General features: G+C 68.0%; 15 protein-coding genes. 11 read left to right on the top strand and 4 right to left on the bottom strand.

Going from position 1 to position 18,110, the window contains the following annotated elements:
* Window positions 1-109: 109 nt before the first annotated feature.
* The 6 genes from yqeC (at window position 110) to BBH56_RS05740 (ending at window position 6,326) form a co-directional block, all read left to right on the top strand.
* A complete protein-coding gene (yqeC, locus tag BBH56_RS05715) occupies window positions 110-946 on the top strand; it encodes a selenium cofactor biosynthesis protein YqeC (RefSeq protein ID WP_148122222.1) in 837 nt (278 codons plus the stop codon).
* A complete protein-coding gene (gene mobA, locus BBH56_RS05720) occupies window positions 943-1,545 on the top strand; it encodes a molybdenum cofactor guanylyltransferase MobA (RefSeq protein WP_148122223.1) in 603 nt (200 codons plus the stop codon). Before yqeC ends, mobA begins: the two co-directional genes overlap by 4 nt.
* Entirely contained in the window at window positions 1,542-2,786 is a 1,245-nt protein-coding gene (gene moeA / locus BBH56_RS05725) for a molybdopterin molybdotransferase MoeA (protein ID WP_148122224.1), read from the top strand. Before mobA ends, moeA begins: the two co-directional genes overlap by 4 nt.
* 102 nt (window positions 2,787-2,888) lie before the next feature.
* Window positions 2,889-3,929, top strand: a complete 1,041-nt coding sequence (locus tag BBH56_RS05730) for an NADP(H)-dependent aldo-keto reductase (RefSeq protein WP_148122225.1) — start codon at window positions 2,889-2,891, stop codon at window positions 3,927-3,929.
* Window positions 3,930-3,984: 55 nt separating this feature from the next.
* Window positions 3,985-5,733 carry a PhnD/SsuA/transferrin family substrate-binding protein gene (locus tag BBH56_RS05735; protein WP_198515192.1) on the top strand — a complete coding sequence of 583 codons (1,749 nt, stop codon included), beginning with the start codon at window positions 3,985-3,987 and terminating at the stop codon, window positions 5,731-5,733.
* Window positions 5,730-6,326, top strand: a complete 597-nt coding sequence (locus BBH56_RS05740) for a response regulator (RefSeq protein WP_148122227.1) — start codon at window positions 5,730-5,732, stop codon at window positions 6,324-6,326. Before BBH56_RS05735 ends, BBH56_RS05740 begins: the two co-directional genes overlap by 4 nt.
* A gap of 6 nt (window positions 6,327-6,332) precedes the next feature.
* On the opposite strand, the gene BBH56_RS05745 is transcribed toward BBH56_RS05740, so the two are convergent.
* The gene (locus tag BBH56_RS05745; protein WP_157809110.1) at window positions 6,333-7,301 is read right to left on the bottom strand and encodes a transporter; all 969 of its coding nucleotides are present in this window, start codon (window positions 7,299-7,301) and stop codon (window positions 6,333-6,335) included.
* 71 nt (window positions 7,302-7,372) lie between these two features.
* Window positions 7,373-8,299, bottom strand: coding sequence for a LysR substrate-binding domain-containing protein (locus tag BBH56_RS05750; RefSeq protein WP_148122229.1), 927 nt, complete (start codon window positions 8,297-8,299; stop codon window positions 7,373-7,375).
* A gap of 152 nt (window positions 8,300-8,451) precedes the next feature.
* On the opposite strand from BBH56_RS05750, the gene BBH56_RS05755 reads away from it, so the two are divergent.
* From BBH56_RS05755 to fdxA, 5 genes are all read left to right on the top strand, one after another.
* Window positions 8,452-8,802, top strand: coding sequence for a hypothetical protein (locus BBH56_RS05755; RefSeq protein WP_148122230.1), 351 nt, complete (start codon window positions 8,452-8,454; stop codon window positions 8,800-8,802).
* A gap of 93 nt (window positions 8,803-8,895) precedes the next feature.
* On the top strand, window positions 8,896-10,182 hold the full coding sequence (locus tag BBH56_RS05760) for a metallophosphoesterase family protein (protein WP_148122231.1): 1,287 nt from the start codon (window positions 8,896-8,898) through the stop codon (window positions 10,180-10,182).
* On the top strand, window positions 10,182-13,355 hold the full coding sequence (locus BBH56_RS05765; protein WP_148122232.1) for a hypothetical protein: 3,174 nt from the start codon (window positions 10,182-10,184) through the stop codon (window positions 13,353-13,355). The genes BBH56_RS05760 and BBH56_RS05765 overlap by 1 nt, the downstream gene beginning before the upstream one ends.
* A gap of 7 nt (window positions 13,356-13,362) precedes the next feature.
* Entirely contained in the window at window positions 13,363-15,969 is a 2,607-nt protein-coding gene (gene mutS, locus BBH56_RS05770; RefSeq protein WP_318262507.1) for a DNA mismatch repair protein MutS, read from the top strand.
* 66 nt (window positions 15,970-16,035) lie between these two features.
* Window positions 16,036-16,359: a ferredoxin FdxA gene (gene fdxA, locus BBH56_RS05775; RefSeq protein WP_069133923.1), complete on the top strand. Its 324-nt coding sequence runs from the start codon at window positions 16,036-16,038 to the stop codon at window positions 16,357-16,359.
* On the opposite strand, the gene xerD is transcribed toward fdxA, so the two are convergent.
* Window positions 16,360-17,274 carry a site-specific tyrosine recombinase XerD gene (gene xerD, locus BBH56_RS05780; RefSeq protein ID WP_148122234.1) on the bottom strand — a complete coding sequence of 305 codons (915 nt, stop codon included), beginning with the start codon at window positions 17,272-17,274 and terminating at the stop codon, window positions 16,360-16,362.
* Window positions 17,267-18,079: a slipin family protein gene (locus BBH56_RS05785; protein WP_110883009.1), complete on the bottom strand. Its 813-nt coding sequence runs from the start codon at window positions 18,077-18,079 to the stop codon at window positions 17,267-17,269. The genes xerD and BBH56_RS05785 overlap by 8 nt, the downstream gene beginning before the upstream one ends.
* Between the last annotated feature and the right edge of the window lie 31 nt (window positions 18,080-18,110).

Below are 18,110 nucleotides of genomic sequence, written 5' to 3' on the forward strand. Positions count from 1 at the left end.
TCGGCGTTCGCCGCACCGCCGCGAATTGTGGAAAACCACACAAGGCCCATAAAATTGATTTGCAGCAAGTCAGAGCGACATCGCGGCTGCCGACAGGAACCGGCTCGCTATGATCAGCGCAGCGACCCGCAAAGGAGTGACGATGCAGGCCTGCGATAAAGGCCCGCCCCTGGCATTGCCCGATGCCCTTGAGGCAGGCGGCGGTATCGTCTGTGCAGTGGGCGCCGGCGGCAAGAAGACCACCCTGCATCGCCTGCTCGAGCAGCTTGGCGGCCGCGTGGGAATGACGGCGACCACCGCGCTCACGCCCGTGCCCCCGTCACTGATCGACGCCGAGTGCGTGGCCACGCCGGAGCAGCTGGCCGACGACGTGCCGGCAGTGGCACGCGCCGCCCGCCGGGTGGCGTTCGCCTGCCCGGGCGCAAAGCCTGATCGCCATGCCGGTGTCCCTCCCGGAGTGATCGCCGCCATGCATGCCCGCGCGGGTTTCGGTACGACACTGGTCAAGGCCGATGGCGCACGAATGCGCAGCATCAAGGCGCCCCGGGCTCACGAGCCGGCGCTGGTGCCCGGCTGTCGCCGCGTGCTGTTTCTGGTCGGGGCCAGCGTGATCGGCAGACCACTGGATGCCTCGCTGGCCCACCGCGTGCCCGAGCTCGCGGCATTACTCGATCTTTTGGTGGGTCAGGTCATCACGCCGGAACACATCGGCCGACTGCTGAGTGAGCCGGCCGGCGCCCGCCAGCATGTCGGCACGGCCCGACTGATTGCGGTGATCAACCAGGTGGATGACACCGACCGACTCGACGCGGCGCGGCGGGCGGCCAAGGCCGCACTCGCCGGTCGTTGCCCACCCGACCGGGTGGTACTGACCGCCATGACCGCCGCCCAACCGGTCATCGAGGTCATTGATCCGGGGCAGACACGCGCCGATGGCGGGCCATGACGCTTCCCGTGACGGCGGTCATCCTTGCCGGCGGCCGCGCGACCCGAATGGGGGGCCGGGACAAGGGACTGATCCCCCTCGCCGGGCGGCCGATGATTGCCTGGGTGATCGAGGCAGTCGCCCCATGGGTGAGTGCCGTGATCATCAACGCCAACCGCAACGTCGAGGCATACCGATCGTTCGGCTATCCGGTGATCGGTGATGATGACACCGGGACCGCCGGCCCCCTGGCGGGCCTTGCCGCCGGCCTGGCGGCCTGTCGTAACCCGTGGCTGCTGACCGTGCCCTGCGACACCCCCGCCATTCCCGCCGCACTGCCCCGGCGGCTGGCCGCGGAGATCGATGGCCACTCAGCTGCCATCGCCCATGATGGCCAGCGGCTGCAACCGGCTCATGGCTTGCTGAGCGCCGGTGTCGCCCACCCGCTCACGGGATTCATGGCGCAGGGTGACCGACGGCTTCATGCCTGGTATGCCACCCTTGACACCCGCATCGTCGACTTCTCGGATCACCGCGATGCCTTCGATAACGTGAACACACCCGAGCAGCACGCCGCGATGGCGGCGCGGCTGCCCGGCCGGCAACAGGAAGACCAATGACTCCACCCGCTCACGGCAACCCCCATGGATCCGACCGCTCCCTGGGCGCCGCCGTCCACGAACTTGTCACCGCCATCGAACCGATCAGTGGTTACCACCGGGTCGCCCTGCGCGCGGCACTCGGACGGATACTGGCCGAGCCCCTGCGCACGGCCGTTTCAGTGCCGGCTCACGACAACTCCGCGGTCGACGGCTATGCGCTCCGGCATGCCGATGCCGGGCACGTCCCGCTGCAGAGGGTTGGCACGGCCGCCGCCGGCCATCCCTACACCGGCACAGTCGGTGCGGGCGAGTGTGTGCGCATCATGACCGGGGCCGTGGTACCCGCCGGCGCCGATGCGGTGGTCATGCAGGAGCGCGTCAGCCGGGATGGCGATGCCATCACCCCCGAACCGTGGCCGCCGGCGGGCAACAACATCCGGCGGGCCGGCGAAGACCTGCAGGCCGGTGACTGCATTCTCGAGGCGGGGCGACGGCTCACGGCGGCGGATCTGGGGGTGATTGCTTCCACCGGTCGGGCTGAGCTCAACGTCAAGCGGCCGTTGCGCGTCGCGTTCTTCTCCACCGGCGATGAGCTGCGCGGTGTCGGTGAGCCCCTCGGCCCGGGTGAGATCCACGACAGTAATCGCTACAGCCTCTACGGCATGCTCACGCAACTCGGCGTCGAGGTACTGGATCTGGGCACGATCCGGGATGACCCCGAAACCCTGGCCGGCGCCCTGCGCCAGGGTGCGCGCGACGCTGACGCGATCGTGACCTCCGGCGGTGTCTCGGTAGGCGATACCGACCATCTCCCCTCGCTGCTCGGAGAGCACGGTGAGCTGCTTTTTCGCAGCATCGCCATGAAGCCCGGCCGACCCGTCACCGTCGGGCGCTTCGACTCGGCCTGGTACTTCGGCCTGCCCGGCAATCCGGTATCGGTCATGACCACATTTACGCAACTGATCACGCCAGCGCTACGGCGTCTGGCGGGTGAGGCACAACGTCCCGCCCGTCGCATGCGCGTGACGACCCGGAGCCCCCTCGGAAAGACCTCCGGCCGCCAGGATTTCCAGCGCGGGCGACTCGTCGAGGGCACGGATGGCGAGCTCGAGGTGGTCAGCGTTGGGCATCAGGGCTCGGGCGTTCTGCGCTCGATGAGCGAGGCGGACTGCTTTATCGTGCTGCCCGCCGAGCGCGGCCCGGTCGAGGCCGGAGAGATCGTTGAGGTCGAGCCGTTCGCCGCACCCCTGATTGCCTAGAACAAAGGCGGTGGCGAAACCCGGAGCGACGGGTCGACTGACCCCGGTCACCCCGGCAGACTAGCCGTTGATCGGCAACTTCCGTGCAACAGGAGTCATTGAGTGGAATACCGCAAACTCGGCCATACCGACATCGATGTGAGCGCCCTGTGTCTGGGGACCATGACCTACGGCAAGCAGAACACCCAGCAGGACGCCTCATCGCAACTCGACTACGCGGTCGAGCGCGGCATCAACTTCATTGATACCGCTGAGATGTATCCCGTTCCCCCCGAAACCGAAACCCAGGGCGACACCGAGACCATGATCGGGCGCTGGCTGACCGAGAGGGGCCGGCGGGACGACCTGGTCATCGCCACGAAGATCTCCGGGCCGGGGCTCAGCACGGTGCGCAATGGCAAGGGCGACTACAGCGCGGAGCAGCTGCGCACGGCGGTTGACGAGTCACTGCAGCGCCTGCGGACCGATGTCATCGACCTCTACCAGCTGCACTGGCCGGCGCGGAACAGCAACTTCTTTGGCAAACTTGGATTCACTCCGCGGGGCGACGAACCCGATCCCGTGGACGGGATGCTCGAGGTCCTCGAGACCCTGCAGTCGCTGGTCACCGCCGGCAAAATCCGTCATGTGGGGCTATCCAACGAATCGGCCTGGGGCACCATGAAGTTCCTGGAACTGGCCGAGCGCCATGGCCTGCCGCGCATGGTCAGCGTGCAGAACCCCTATAACCTGCTCAACCGCAGCTACGAGGTGGGCCTGGCCGAGGTCTCGCACCGGGAACAGGTCGGCCTGCTGCCCTATTCGCCCCTGGCGTTCGGGGTGCTCAGTGGCAAATACCTCGACGACGGTCAACCCGAGAATGCCCGGCTGACGCTGTTCGACCGTTTTACGCGCTACACCAAGGCACCCGGCGTGCGCGCCACCGAGGCCTACGTGCAGCTGGCCCGGGAGCATGGTCTCGACCCGGCGCAGATGGCGCTTGCATGGGTGACGGGCCGACCGTTCGTGACCAGCAACATCATCGGTGCCACGACGCTCGAGCAGCTCGAGAACGATATCGACAGCGCCGAAGTCAATCTGAGCGATGAGGTACTGGACGCCATCGAAGCCATTCATGCCGACGCGCCCAACCCCTGCCCCTAGCGCGTTGCCGACCGGGCGGCGGGTCAGGCTCGCGGGCATACTGCTCAGCGGCCTGATGGCCCTGCTCGGCCCGGTCGCCGCTACGGCGGCTCATGCCCTAGACAGCGATGGCGGCCATGCCATTGTCAATGCCGGCGATGTCACCGTGGGCATCCTTGCCCCCCGCGGCGAGGCCCATACCCTCGCGCAGTGGCAGGCCACCCTTGACGCCCTTGGCGATGCCATCCCGCGGATCACCCTCACCGCCCGTGCGATGACGCTCGACGGCATCGCCGCGGCCGTGGCGCAGGGCGAGGTGGATTTTGTCCTGACCAATCCCGGACAGTTCGTGCTGCTCGGCACGCCCTATGCGCTGAGCTGGCTGGCGACGCTGCGCTCCAACCCCGCCAATTCGGCCCGTGCGGCCCTTGGCTCGGTCCTGTGGGTGCGGGCGGAGTCCCCTTACCGCCGCGCCGAGCAGCTCACCGGGCGGCGCATCGTGGCGGTTCACGAGCGCGCCTTCGGCGGCTATCTGCTGATGCGGCCCGAGCTGCAGGCCGCCGGCGTGGATAGCGACGAGATTGCGGTGGACTTTCTGGGCTATCCGGTGGATGCGCTGGTCTATCAGCTTCGTGACGGACAGGCCGAGGCGGCCATCATGCCCGTGTGCATGCTCGAGCAGATGGTCAGCGAGGGACTCGTCAGGCGCGATGACTTTCGTGCCCTTGCGACGGACGAGCCTCTTGGCGGGTGCGTATCGAGTACGCCCGCCTATCCCGACTGGACGTTTGCCGCCCTGCCCCATGTCAGCGAGGCGCTGACCGGCGATGTGGCCCGCCGCCTGCTCGCGATGGACGGTGAGGATACCGCGCGCTGGGGCGCGCCCGTCTCGGCCGCCCGGGTGGCGACGCTCTTCGATGATCTGGCGCTCCACCTGCTGGGCGAGCCCCTGTCCACGCGGCTGATGGACGCCCTGCAGCGCTACTGGCATTACAGCGTGGCGGCCCTCGTGCTGCTCGCGATGGCGCTGATGTACCACGCATGGCTGCAACGCAAGGCCCGCCGCCACGGGCGGGCCCTCGAGGCGACGCAGCTGGCGCTGCGCGAGCGCGAACGGGAACTGGCCGATGCCCAGAGCCTGAACGTGTCCGGCGAGCTGGCCACCACCCTTGCCCATGAACTCAACCAGCCGCTTGCCGCCATCCGTCACTATGCCGAGGGCAGTGTCCTGCGCCTGCAGCGCGAAGCCCCCGACAGCCCCCTTCTCGAGCCGCTGTCACGCATCGGTCATGAGGCCGATCGCGGTGCCGGCATCATCGACCAGGCCCGGCAATGGATCCGGCGCGACGCCCCGGCTCCGGAGCGCCTGCCCTTGCATGGCCTGCTGGACCATGTCCGGGCGCTGGCCCAGCCGCGGCTGAAACGGCTCGATGTCGCCCTCGATCGCTCCATCCAGCCCGATAACCTGGCTGTGCTCGGCAATCGTCTGGCCATGGAGCAGGTCCTTGGCAACCTCATCGGCAATAGCCTCGACGCCTTCGAGGCCGCTGACCGATGCGGCTGGATCCACATCGATGCGCGTCGCGCCGCAGACCCCGGCCAGGTGACGCTGACGATCCGTGACAACGCCGGGGGCTTCAGCCCCGAGCGACTGGCGCGACCGTTCATGCCCCTCGACACCACGCGCGCTCAGGGCATGGGGTTAGGGCTGGTGATCACCCGCCGCCTGCTGCAGCGCCAGGGTGGCGACATCAGCGTCGGCAACCATGCCCGGGGCGGCGCGGAGATCACGGTGCGCATCCCAAGCGCGGAGGCATCGCAATGAGCGAGACGCTGGCCGTCCATCTGGTCGATGACGATGCCGGCGTGGCCGAAGCCTGCCGTTACCTTCTCGAGGGCCTGGGGCTCGCGGTCATTGACTGGCGCAGTGGTGAGGACTTTCTGGCCGGCGCCAATCTCGACGAACCCGCTGCCGTACTGCTCGACATGCGCTTGCCGGGCATCGATGGCAGGGCCGTCCACGAGCGGCTGCGGGCCGCCGACGCCTGCCTCGGCGTCATCATCCTCACCGGTCATGGCGATATCGACATGGCGGTCGAATCGATGAAACGCGGCGCTGTGGACTTTCTGCAGAAACCGGTTGGTGCCAGGGCCATGGAGCGGGCCCTGGACTCGGCTTTCGCCCGTGCCCGCCAGTGCGCCGGCGATCGGCGGATCCGTGACCTCGCCGCCACCCTCAGTGAGCGGGAACGCGAGATCGCCCGCTGGGTCAGCGAGGGCCTGACCAACCGGGGAATCGCCGAGGCGCTGCATATCGCGGTCCGCACCGTCGAGGTCCACCGCTCGCGGGTGGTCGAGAAAATGGGCGCAGCCAACAGTGCTGAACTGGCCGCGCTGTGGCAGCGCCTCGAAGCCTGACAGCGGCTAGAAGAACTGCACCAGTCGCACCTGCACCGCGGAATCCAGTGATAGGGCGCTGCGATCGCTGACAGCCCGTTTAAGGCTGACATTGATCCGCGTCTGGCGCGTGAGGGCGAAAAGCCCCCAGAGGCCGTATCGGTCGCGATTGATCGACGGCCCCCAGTCGCCACCGTCAACGCGGGATGCAGCGCCGCGGTCGATGTAATAGCTCGCGGCCAGGGTCACCGCCGGATGGCCACGCCAGGCGAGCGACGTCTGATAGCTGTGATAGGGCTTGACCTCGAGCGTCGCCGGACGCGCTGGGACCAGTCCCTCGGGCCCCATCGTCACGCGATCGCCGATGTAGTCATCATTGTCGCCGAAGGCCATCACATCAGCCGCCAGGCTCCATTCGAATCCTGCCGGCAGACGCTGATGAAAGCCGGCCTGCAGGATCCCGGCGTAACGATTACTGCCCGGGTTGAGGTTGGCCCCCAGTGTGCGATCCACCTTGTACTCGCCGGTCGGGGCAATCAGATACCCGGCAACACCCAGAAAGCGGCCGGCGACCCGATCCGCCAGCGGCCATACCGCCAGGGCCAGCGCGGCATCGCCGACACCGTGACCGCCGTCAAGATCGAACTGCGAAGCGGCCTCGCCACTCAGGTCATAGTCGACAAAAGGGAGCTCGCCGTACACATAGGCCGGTCGATCCCCCAGCGAAAAGGCCTGACCGAGACGAAGATTGGCGCTGCGTCGATCGACGGTGGCATCGACGCTCATACCCGCGCCGACATCCAGGCGCCCGGACAATGACCGTTCCGAGAGCTCAAGGCTCAGGCCGGTCACGCCCGCCGGCGGCGCGATGCCACTGAGCGGCCCCAGATCCAGAGCGTCCACGCGACCCGTCTGGCCCCCGAGGCCCGCGATCAACACCACGCCAATGAGCCATGCCCGCCACCGCCCGGTGACGCCCGCTGCTTGTCCTGCCAACGTCGACTTACCGCTTCCCATCATTGCTTTATGAATGACAGGAATGGTCGCAATCAGCAAGTTTTGATCGGCTAGACGACCGCTGCCGCCGCGGCGTTCGGCGTGCCCGCAAAATGATCCATGATGTGCTCCGCGAGGGCCTCCACGGCGGCCCCGCGGGCGGGCATGCGCAGCATCAGCACTTCGTAGTCACCCAGTGGGGAGAGCCCCGCTTCGTCTTCCTCGATGACGCGCAGCGGGGCATGCACCAACCCCCTCGGGAGCGGCGTGATGGCGATGTCCTGGCCAGTCGCCGCCTCCTGAGCGGCCGTGTGCTCGCAGGTGTAGGCAATGCGGTAGCGGTGCCCACTGCGGGTGAGCGACTCCAGCGCCATGCGGCGCCACGGGCAACCGCGGTCCGCCACGGCAATCGGCAGCGGCGAGCGCTGCAGGGCCACGCCCCCCTCGCGCCCGGCCCAGACCAGTGGCTCGCGATAGATCGGCTCGGCCAGTCGATGCGGCCGGTTGCCCGCCTCGGCCACCAGCAGGGCGATATCAAGTTCGCCGATATCCAGGCGGCGCATCAGATCCGGACTCCGGCCCACGCGCACATTGACCTGCACCGCCGGGTAGCTGCGGCTGAACAGTGACAGGATGCCCGGCAGGACCCGCGTCCCCAGGTCATCCGGCGCCCCCAGCCGGACCGTTCCGCCCACCTGGGGGGACAGGAACTGACCGACCGCCTCGTCATTGATCTCCAGCAGCTGGCGGGCATACCCGAGCATCGTCTCGCCCTCCGGCGTCAGATGGACCTGACGCGGCTCGCGCACGAACAGTGCCCGTCCCAGCATCTCCTCGAGGCGCTTGATCTGCATGCTCACCGCCGAGGGGGTGCGGTGGATCTGCTGGGCGGCCCGGGAAAAGCTCCCGGTCTCCGAGATGGCCAGAAAGGTCCGGAGGATTTCCATATCCAGAAGCGGCAGGCCCTGGGGTGAGTTGGGTGACGTCGGTGTCGACATCCTGATCTCCCATCCGCTGTTTGCATCAGTTTATTTGAACCCAGAGTTTATTCTTATTCGTTTGCCTGAACAAATATCTCGGGGGACACTGTGTCCACTGAGGCGACATCCTTGACTGCCATGGCGGTCAATCAACCCGACGGAGGACACCGATGATGTTCAATAGCAACAATCGACACGACCATTCCATCAACCTCCGTGAACAGGTTGAGGGACACAACACGGGGATCGTCATGCCGGCCATGCCGCCGATGCGTCTGTCCCGGGCCATCGGCCAGTGGCTGCGGGGCCGTCGGCGTCATGCCGCCGCCGATCCGTCCCGGCTGGACAACCACCTCAAGGCCGATATCGGGATCAGCGCCACCGGCAGGCGCCCGCTGGGCGAGATCGAGCTCACGCGGATCTACTCCCAGCCGCTGGGCCAGATCCGGCTGAGCCGGCAGGGCGGCGCACCCGCCGAGGCCCATGCGCTCCGTCGACGGGCGCAGGACACGCGTCACTAAGACGCCCCCGATCGTCGACACAACGACCGTCGATGTCGCAGGGCATCGGCGGTCGACTTGTGTCGGGCGCCCGGATCTCCGAGCATTGACGGCATGACACTGAAGCTCCTCGCCGTGGGTGACCTGCATCTGGGCCGCCGCCCGACGCGCCTGCCCGCCGATCTCGCCGCCCGGGCCGATGACTATTCACCGGCCGAGGCCTGGCGCCGCAGCGTCGACCTGGCCATCCACGAGGGCGCCGAAGCCGTCCTGCTCGCCGGGGACGTGGTCGAGTCGCGGCATGACTATTTCGAGGCGCTGCCCCGTCTCCAGACCGGTGTGGCGGCGCTGGCCCGGGCCGGTATCCAGACCTTCGCGGTCAGCGGCAATCACGACGTCAATATCCTGCCGCCGCTGATTGACCGCGTCCCCGATGCACACCTGCTGGGCCGGAATGGCCAATGGGAGTCGGTGCAGCTGGGTGATCCGGGCCACGGCGACTCCGCCACTCTCTGGGGCTGGTCCTTCCCTGCCGAGCGCGTCCGTCACAATCCCCTGACCCAGCTGCCGGATGACCGGGGGACCGGACTTCGCCTGGGCCTGCTGCACTGTGACCGCGATCAGGCGGACAGTCCCTACGCACCGGTCACCGGCGAGACCCTGCGCGATGCCCGCTTTGATGCCTGGCTGCTCGGTCATATCCATCAGCCCGACGGGCTCAATGTCGACAACGCCAGCGGCTATCTGGGGACGGTGGTGGGTCTGGACGCCGGTGAACCGGGTGCGCGCGGGCCCTGGCTGATCGAGGTTGCCGACGGCCGTATACAGCGTTTCGAGCAACGTCCGCTGGCCCCGCTTCGCTGGGAGCGTATCGACATCGACATTGGCGGCGCGGCCGGCGAGGCCGATGTCGTTCAGCGACTCGACGCGCGGCTCGAAGCGCTCGCCCGTGCGCTCGACAGGGCCGATGATCGCCCCGATCTGGTCGGGTTACGGCTGCGTTTCATCGGCGACTGCGATCTCGTCGAGACCGATATCACCCCCGCCGTCCCACAGACCGATCACAGCATGGAGCTGCCGGGCCTGGACGGCACCATCCGGTGGTTCGTCGAATCCTGGCGGATCGACACCCGGCCGGTCACACCGCTCAGCCGCCTCGCGGAGCGCGATGACCAGCCCGGCCTGCTGGCGAGACGCCTGTTGGTGCTCGAGCGCGACGCCACCGACGCCGACCGGGCCGCCCTGCTTGAAGCCGCCGACCGGCACCTGCAGAGCATGCCGGGTCATGCGGGCTGGAGTCAGCTGCCCGGGCCATGGCCCGACCGGCAGAGGCTTGCCGACTGGCTGCGTGAAAGCGGCCAGAACGCCCTCCGCGCCATGCTCGCTCAGGAGCGTGACTGATGCGGCTGACCCGGCTGGATATTGAGCAGCTCCCGGGCGTCGATCCGATCCGGATCACCGATCTGGCCCCCGGCACCAACTTTATCCTTGGGCCGAACGCCATCGGCAAGAGCAGCCTGATCCGTGCGCTGCACTATCTGCTCGCGGAGGCCCGCCGGACCGATCCGCCTGCCCTCAGGCTGCGGGCCGCGTTTGTTGATGCCACTCATCACTGGAGCGTCGAGCGCGATGGGCCCAACCAGCGCTGGTTCTGCGACGGCGAGGCAGGCGAGCCGCCGCGCCTGCCCGCCGCCGACGCCCTGGGCAGCTACTGGTTGCGCGCCGAAACCCTGATCTCACCCGACGAGGACGACGACCTGGCCCTTGAGCAGCGCTTTCGGGCCGCCCTCGCCGGGGGCATCGATCTGGCTCAGGTGCGGCGCGAGGCCAATCTGCAGGTCCCGGGGTTTCCCAAGAACCAGCGTCGCGACTGGCAGGCGGCGATCAAGCACCGCGAAGCGACGGAATCCCACTACCGCCAGCTCGAGCAGCAGCGCCACGGCCGGGCGGAGCGGGCCGAGCGCCTCGCCGCCGCCCGCGAGGCCCAGGCAACCCTCGAGCGCTTCGGCCAGTGCCAGCAGCTCCGGGAAGCGGTGGATCAAAGGCGGGCGCTGGAGAGCCACCAGGCCGGTTTTCCGCCGGTCCTCCAGGCACTGACGGGCGACGAGGGGGCGGCGGTCGATGGCTATGATCAGGCCATCGCCGCCCGCCACGAGCAGCTGCATGATGTCGAGCGTCGGCGCCGCGATCAGGATGCCGCCCTGGCGGCCACGGGGCTCGCGGAATCACGGCCCGAGCGGGCGCTCATCAGCGACGCCCGCTACCGGCTGGAGGGCCTGCGAACGGCGGAACAGGACCGGCGCCACGCGGCCGAAAACCAGGCGGTGGCGGCGGCCACGTTAACCCACTCCTGTGAGGCACTGGGTGCCCCGGTGGATTCACCCCCCGCGCTCGCCCCAGCATCTGTCGATGTCATCGGCGAGACGTTGCGCCGCTATCATGATGCCCGCAACCGGGAGGATCATGACGAACCCTCCGGGCAGAGCGCGCGACGGGGGACGCGGGGATTATTCGCGGTTGCCATTCTCAGCGCCCTGATGGTTGCCGTCGCCGGGGCGCTGGCTGCGGCACCGATTCCTCTGATCGGCGGGTTTCTTGCCGCCGCGGCGGCGGCAGCCGCCGGATGGCAGTCACGCCCTGAGCCCACCGCCCGCGACACGGCCCGTGCCGAGGCAACGGCGCAGGCCCGCAGCGCCCTGGAAACCGCCCTGGCCGATGCCGGGCTCGAGGGCCTCGATTATCGGGATCTGGGGCTTGCACGATTCCTCGACCTGGTACGCGACTGTCACCGCGCCCGCGGTGAGCACGAGCGCGAGTCGGCCCGCGTGGCCGAACGGGAACAGCGGGTCGTCAGCCAACAGGCCTCGCTCCAGCGCCTGCTCGCGCCGTGGGTCGCCGAGCCCGGGGATGACGCCGAGGCCGTGCATAGCACACTGGAGAGCCTCGACGGGCGTCTCGATCGGGCCCGCGAATGCCAGCGCAGCCTCGATGAGCTGGCGCGCGAGCAGGAGCGGCTGCAGAGCGAGCTGGACGAACGCCTAACAGCCCGGGCTGAGATCTATCGGCGCGCGGACGTCGAAGTGGGTGACCGTGCCGGACTGGCGGCGCGGCTCGAGGCCCATGAACGCTACATACAGACCCGCCGGGACCTGGATCAGGCGCAATTGCTGGAGCAGCAGCTGCGGACGCCCCTCGAAGGCTGGCCCGAGCTTATCGAGTGGACCCTGAACGCCGAGGCCGAGACCATCGCCAGCGCCATCGAGCAGCGTCGCGAGACGGCGGCCCAACTCGAAACCCTGAGCCGCGAGATCGCCGACCTGGATGCCAGCCTCGAGCAGGCCGGCAGTGACAGGGCCCTCGCCCGCGCCCTCGCCGATGAACAGGCCCTGGCGGATGCCCTGCAGCGCCAGCGCGACCATTACCTGCAGACCCAGCTCGGCGACTGGCTGCTGCGCGACATCGAGGCCGACTACCGCAAACGCCACGAGCCGGGACTGCTGCGCGACGCCCGCGAGCGATTCGAGGCGTTCACCCATCACCAGTGGTCATTCGAGCTGGACAGTCACTATCAGGCGATGGCCCGGGATCTGCGCAACGATCGCCGCCACCCGCTGACCGCCCTTTCCTCGGGGACCCGAATGCAGCTGCTGCTGGCGGCAAGGGTGGCCTGGGCCCGCGACCAGGAGGGCAGCGGCCCCACCCTGCCTCTGGTGCTCGACGAGGCACTGACCCATACCGATGCGCGACGCTTCGCCGCCGTGGCCGACAACCTCGAGTCCATGGCCCGGGAGGAGGACCGCCAGATCCTCTATCTGACTGCGCGTGCCGATGATCTGGCCCTGTGGGAGGCGAGCGTCGAGCCGGCACCGCATCGCATCGATCTGGGGGCCCTGCGCCAGGCGACTGACCGCGCCCCGACGGCGCTGCCCACGGTCGACCTCCCCCGGGTACCGGCCCCCGAGGGCCAAAGCGCGGAGGCCTACGGTGAGCGGATCGCCGTCCCGGCGGTCGACCCGCTTGCCGATGCCGGGGCGATTCATCTCTTTCACCTGCTGCGCGACGACCTCGATGGCCTGCACACCCTGATGGAGCGCTGGCAGCTTGCCACCCTGGGGCCGCTGGCCACCTGGCTTGCAACCCCCGCCGGCGCGCAGGCCAGCCAGACCATCGCAGCGGGCCCCAGCCTGGGCGAGCGGATCAGCATTGCCCGGGCCTGGCATTCCCTGGCCCGGGAAGGGCGGTCTTTTCCCGTGGATGGAGCGGCCATCGAGGCGTCAGACGTTTTCAGCGACACGATGAAACAGCGGGTCACCGATCAGGCGAACCAGCACAACGGCGACCCGGTCGCCCTGCTCGCGGCGCTCCGCGGTAAAGCCGTCAAGCGGCTGAGTCCGTCGCTGATCGAGGCCTTTGAGGAATGGCTGCAGGCCAACGGCTATCTCGACCCTCGCCCACAACTGGATTCGGCGGGACTGACGCGGCGCCTGCTCGACGGGCTGGGACATCAGGCCGACCCGCGGCGCATTCAGACGATCAGCGCATGGCTGGCTGCCGGCACGGACGGCCTCGTATGATACGGGGATGAATCAGTCACCCCGCCACACCCCCATGATGCAGCAGTTCCTCCGGATCAAGGCGGAACACCCGGATATCCTCCTGTTCTACCGCATGGGCGACTTCTACGAGCTTTTCTATGAGGACGCCCGTCGCGCCTCGGAACTGCTTGACATCACCCTGACCCAGCGCGGTGAATCGGCCGGTGAGCCGATTCCCATGGCCGGCGTCCCGGTCCACAGCTACGAGGGGTATCTCGCCCGGCTACTCGCCCGGGGCGAGTCTGTAGCGATCTGCGAACAGATTGGTGACCCGGCGCTCGCCAAAGGACCCGTCGAGCGTCAGGTAGTGCGCGTGGTGACGCCCGGCACGGTCACCGACGAGGCGCTGCTGGAAGACCGGCGCAGCAACCTGCTGACGGCCATCGCCCGCGATGGCGACGACTGGGGCCTGGCAAGCCTGGAACTGGCAGCGGGTCGATATACGGTCAGCGAGGGCCACGGCGAGGCCGGACTGAGCGCGGAACTCGAACGGCTCGCGCCCCGCGAGGTCCTGATTGCCGAGTCCGCCGAGCCGCCGGTGGTGCCCGATCAGCCGGCCGGGGTCACCCGGCGCCCGCCCTGGCATTTCGAGCGCGAGGCCAGTGAACGCCTGCTGACCCGCCATTTTGGCACGCGCGACCTGAGCGGCTTTGGCGTGGATTCAATGCCCCTGGCGATCGCCGCGGCCGGGGCGCTTCTCCAGTACGTGTCCGACACCCAGCGCTCGGCACTGCCGCATATCCGCGAACTGCGCGTCGAACCCACCGATGCGGCCATCACCATTGATGCGGCCAGTCGCCGCAACCTCGAGCTTGAAACCAATCTGGGTGGCGGCAGCGATCACACCCTGGCGGCTGTGCTTGATACCACCGTCACCGCCATGGGCAGTCGCACCCTGCGGCGCTGGATCAATCGCCCACTGCGCGACCAGGCGGCGCTGCGGGCCCGGCAATCGGCCATCGCCGCGCTCATCCACCACGACCCCACCGAGCTGCGCGAGACGCTGCGGCGGTGCGCCGATGTTGAGCGGATCAGTGCGCGGATCGGCATGGGATCCGCCCGGCCGCGGGATCTGACCGGCCTGCGCGACACGCTTGCCGAGCTGCCCGAGCTGGCCGCGGTGCTCGATTGCCACGACGAGCCACGCCTGATGACGCTGGCCCGCGATGCCGCCCCGCAAGCGGGTCCCGCCGACGCCCTGGATCGCGCCCTTGTCACCCAGCCGCCGGTCGTGATCCGGGACGGCGGCGTGATCGCCGATGGCTATGACGCGATGCTCGATGAACTGCGCGACCTGTCGCGCAACGCCGATGACTACCTCGCCGACCTCGAGACCCGCGAGCGTGATGCCACCGGCCTGAGTTCGCTGAAGGTCAGTTTCAACCGGGTCCATGGCTACTACATCGAGATCAGTCGCAGCCAGAGCGATCAGGCGCCCAGCCGATATACCCGGCGCCAGACCCTCAAGAGCACCGAGCGCTACATCACCCCTGAGCTCAAGGGCTTCGAAGACAAGGTGCTCTCGGCACGTGAGCGGGCGCTGGCGCGGGAGAAGGCGCTCTATGAATCACTGGTTCAGTGGCTGGGCTCGCACCTGGCGGCGCTCATGGACCTGGCGGCGGCGCTGGCGGAACTCGACACCCTGGCCACGCTGGCCGAACGCGCCGACAGCCTCGGCTATGTCCAGCCCCGGCTTGGTGAGACCCCCGGGATCCGCCTGCGGGGCGGCCGCCATCCGGTCGTGGAGCGCAGCACCGGGCAACCCTTCATCCCCAACGACATCGACCTGGATGATCAACGACGGATGCTGGTGATTACCGGGCCCAACATGGGCGGCAAATCCACCTACATGCGCCAGGTCGCGCTGATCACCCTGATGGCGCATATCGGCAGCTTCGTGCCGGCGACCGAGGCCGCATTCGGGCCCATCGACCGGATCTTCACCCGCATCGGCGCCTCGGACGATCTGGCCGGCGGCCGCTCGACGTTTATGGTCGAAATGACCGAGACCGCCAACATTCTGCGCAATGCCACCCGTGAGAGCCTGGTCCTGCTCGATGAGATCGGCCGTGGCACCAGCACCTTCGACGGTCTGGCCCTGGCCTGGGCGACTGCCGAAGCGCTCTGCGAGCGGATCCGGGCCTTCAGCCTGTTCGCCACCCATTATTTCGAGATGACCACCCTGCCCGAACACTCGCCCGGCGCGGCGAATGTGCATCTCGAGGCGGTGGAACACGGTGAGCGGATCGTGTTTCTGCACAGCGTGCGGGAAGGGCCGGCCAATCAAAGCTACGGCCTGCAGGTGGCGGCGCTCGCCGGCGTGCCCGATGCGGTCCTGCAGACGGCCCGGGACAAGCTGACACGGCTCGAGGCCAGTGAACCGGCGGTCCCGCAGCTCTCGCTGTTCGGTGAAACATCCGGGCCGCCGGTTCCGCCCCCGGATCCCGACCCGCCGGCGAGCGCCGTGCGGGCCCGGCTCGAGGCGCTGAACCCCGACGACCTGACACCGCGCCAGGCCCACGATCTGCTCTACGAGCTGCGCGAACAGATTGAGGCGAACGAATCCGCCCCCACCCAACCCCGGCGCCCGTAGGTTGATGCCACCCGGCAGCGGCCCTAGCATCCGGGGGCATCGATTGATCACCGACCGGAGAGAACCATGACGTACGTCGTCACCGACAACTGCATCAAGTGCAAATACACCGACTGCGTGGAAGTCTGCCCGGTGGACTGCTTCCACGAGGGCCCCAACTTTCTCGCCATCGATCCCGATGAGTGCATCGACTGCACGCTCTGCGAGCCCGAATGCCCGGCCGAGGCGATCTATTCAGAGGACGACCTGCCCAACGAGATGGTGCATTTTCTGGACCTGAATGCCGATCTGGCGCAGAAGTGGCCGGTGATCACCGAAATGAAGGAAGCGCCGGCGGATGCCGAGCAATGGGACGGCGTTCCCAATAAGCTCGAGCACCTCGAGCGCTAGCTAGCCACGCGGATGATGCGCCGCGTGCAGGGCCTGTAACCGGGCCTGGGCCACGTGGGTGTAGATCTGCGTGGTCGACAGGTCGCTATGGCCGAGCAGCAGCTGCACCGCCCGCAGGTCGGCGCCATGATTGAGCAGATGGGTGGCGAACGAATGGCGGAGCGTATGCGGTGACAGCGGTTGGTGAATGCCCGCCGTGCGGGCATGATCGCGCACCCGGTACCAGAAAGCCTGACGGGTCATCCCTTGACCCCGTTGGGTGACGAACACGGATGACGCGCCCGCGGCCCGGGTGACCGCCGCACGGCCATCCGCCAGATACTGTTCAAGGGCGGCGAGTGCCGTCTCACCCAAGGGTACCAGGCGCTCCCGGCCGCCCTTACCCGTCACCCGGACCACACCCTGCCGGCGATTGATCTGATCGAGTCGCAGCCCGACCAGTTCCGAGACCCGCAACCCGGTGGCGTACAACAGCTCGAGCATGGCCCGGTCGCGCAGCCCGAGGAACGAATCGGTGTCGGGCGCCTCCAGCAGGCGCTCCACCTCCGCCTCGGTGAGGGATGTCGGCAACGGCCGGCCCGAACGCGGTGCTTCCACCCGCGCGGTGGGATCATGCTCAATCATCCCCTGCCGGAGCTGGAAGCGATAGAAGCGCCGCAGGGCCGAGAGCAGCCGGGCGCTGCTGCGCCGGCTGGCCCCGCCCGCCACGCGGGCCGCGAGGTAGCGCATGACCTCCGCTCGCCCGACATCCAGCAGCGCCGGGGCACCGGATTCATCCAGCCAGCGGGCAAACGCCAGCAGATCGCTGCGATAGGCCGCCAGGGTATTGCCGGCCAGCCCCCGCTCCATCCACAGGCCGTCGAGGAAGGCCTCGACGGTAGCAGCCTGGGCCTCGGCCCGCGCCGGCTCAGCCATTGGCCCCCGCCGGCGCCGCGTCGCTGCCGGGGTTCACGCTGAACGGCGCGCCACCGGTCTGCAGCCCACCGGGGCCGAGGGCTTTCATCATCTCCATGGGCACCGGGAAGACAATGGTCGAGGCGTTGTCCACCGAGATATCGCTCAGCGTCTGCAGATAACGCAGCTGGATGGCCTGCGGATTCTCCGCCAGCACATTCGCGGCATCCAGCAACTGCTGCGAGGCCTGGTACTCACCCTCGGCATGAATCACCTTGGCACGCCGATTGCGCTCGGCCTCGGCCTGCCGGGCAATCGCCCGAATCATGGATTCATCAAGATCGACATGCTTGATCTCGACATTCGCCACCTTGATGCCCCAGGCATTGGTCTGGTCATCGAGGATCTCCTGGATGTCGGAGTTGAGCTTGTCGCGCTCCGAGAGCATCTCGTCGAGATCGTGCTTGCCAAGCACCGAGCGCAGCGTCGTCTGCGCGAGCTGGCTGGTGGCGGCGTTGAAATCCTCGACATGAATGACCGCCCGCTCGGGATCCATCACGCGGTAGTAGAGCACCGCGTTCACCTTGACGGTCACGTTGTCCTTGGAAATGACGTCCTGGGAGGGGACATCGAGCGTGATCACCCGCAGATCCACCTTGACCGCCTGCTGGATGATGGGAATGACCAGCCGTAGGCCGGGCCCTTTCACGCGCCAGAAGCGCCCGAGCAGAAACACCACCGCGCGTTCGTATTCGCGGAACACACGAAACGATGCCACCACGATCAGCAGGATCGCAGCGGCGACAATCAAACCTGGAATCAACATGATATCCCCTTATCGGTATGCCTCCATTCTA

This window comes from Spiribacter roseus (assembly GCF_002813635.1).
Classification (GTDB): Bacteria; Pseudomonadota; Gammaproteobacteria; order Nitrococcales; family Nitrococcaceae; genus Spiribacter; species Spiribacter roseus.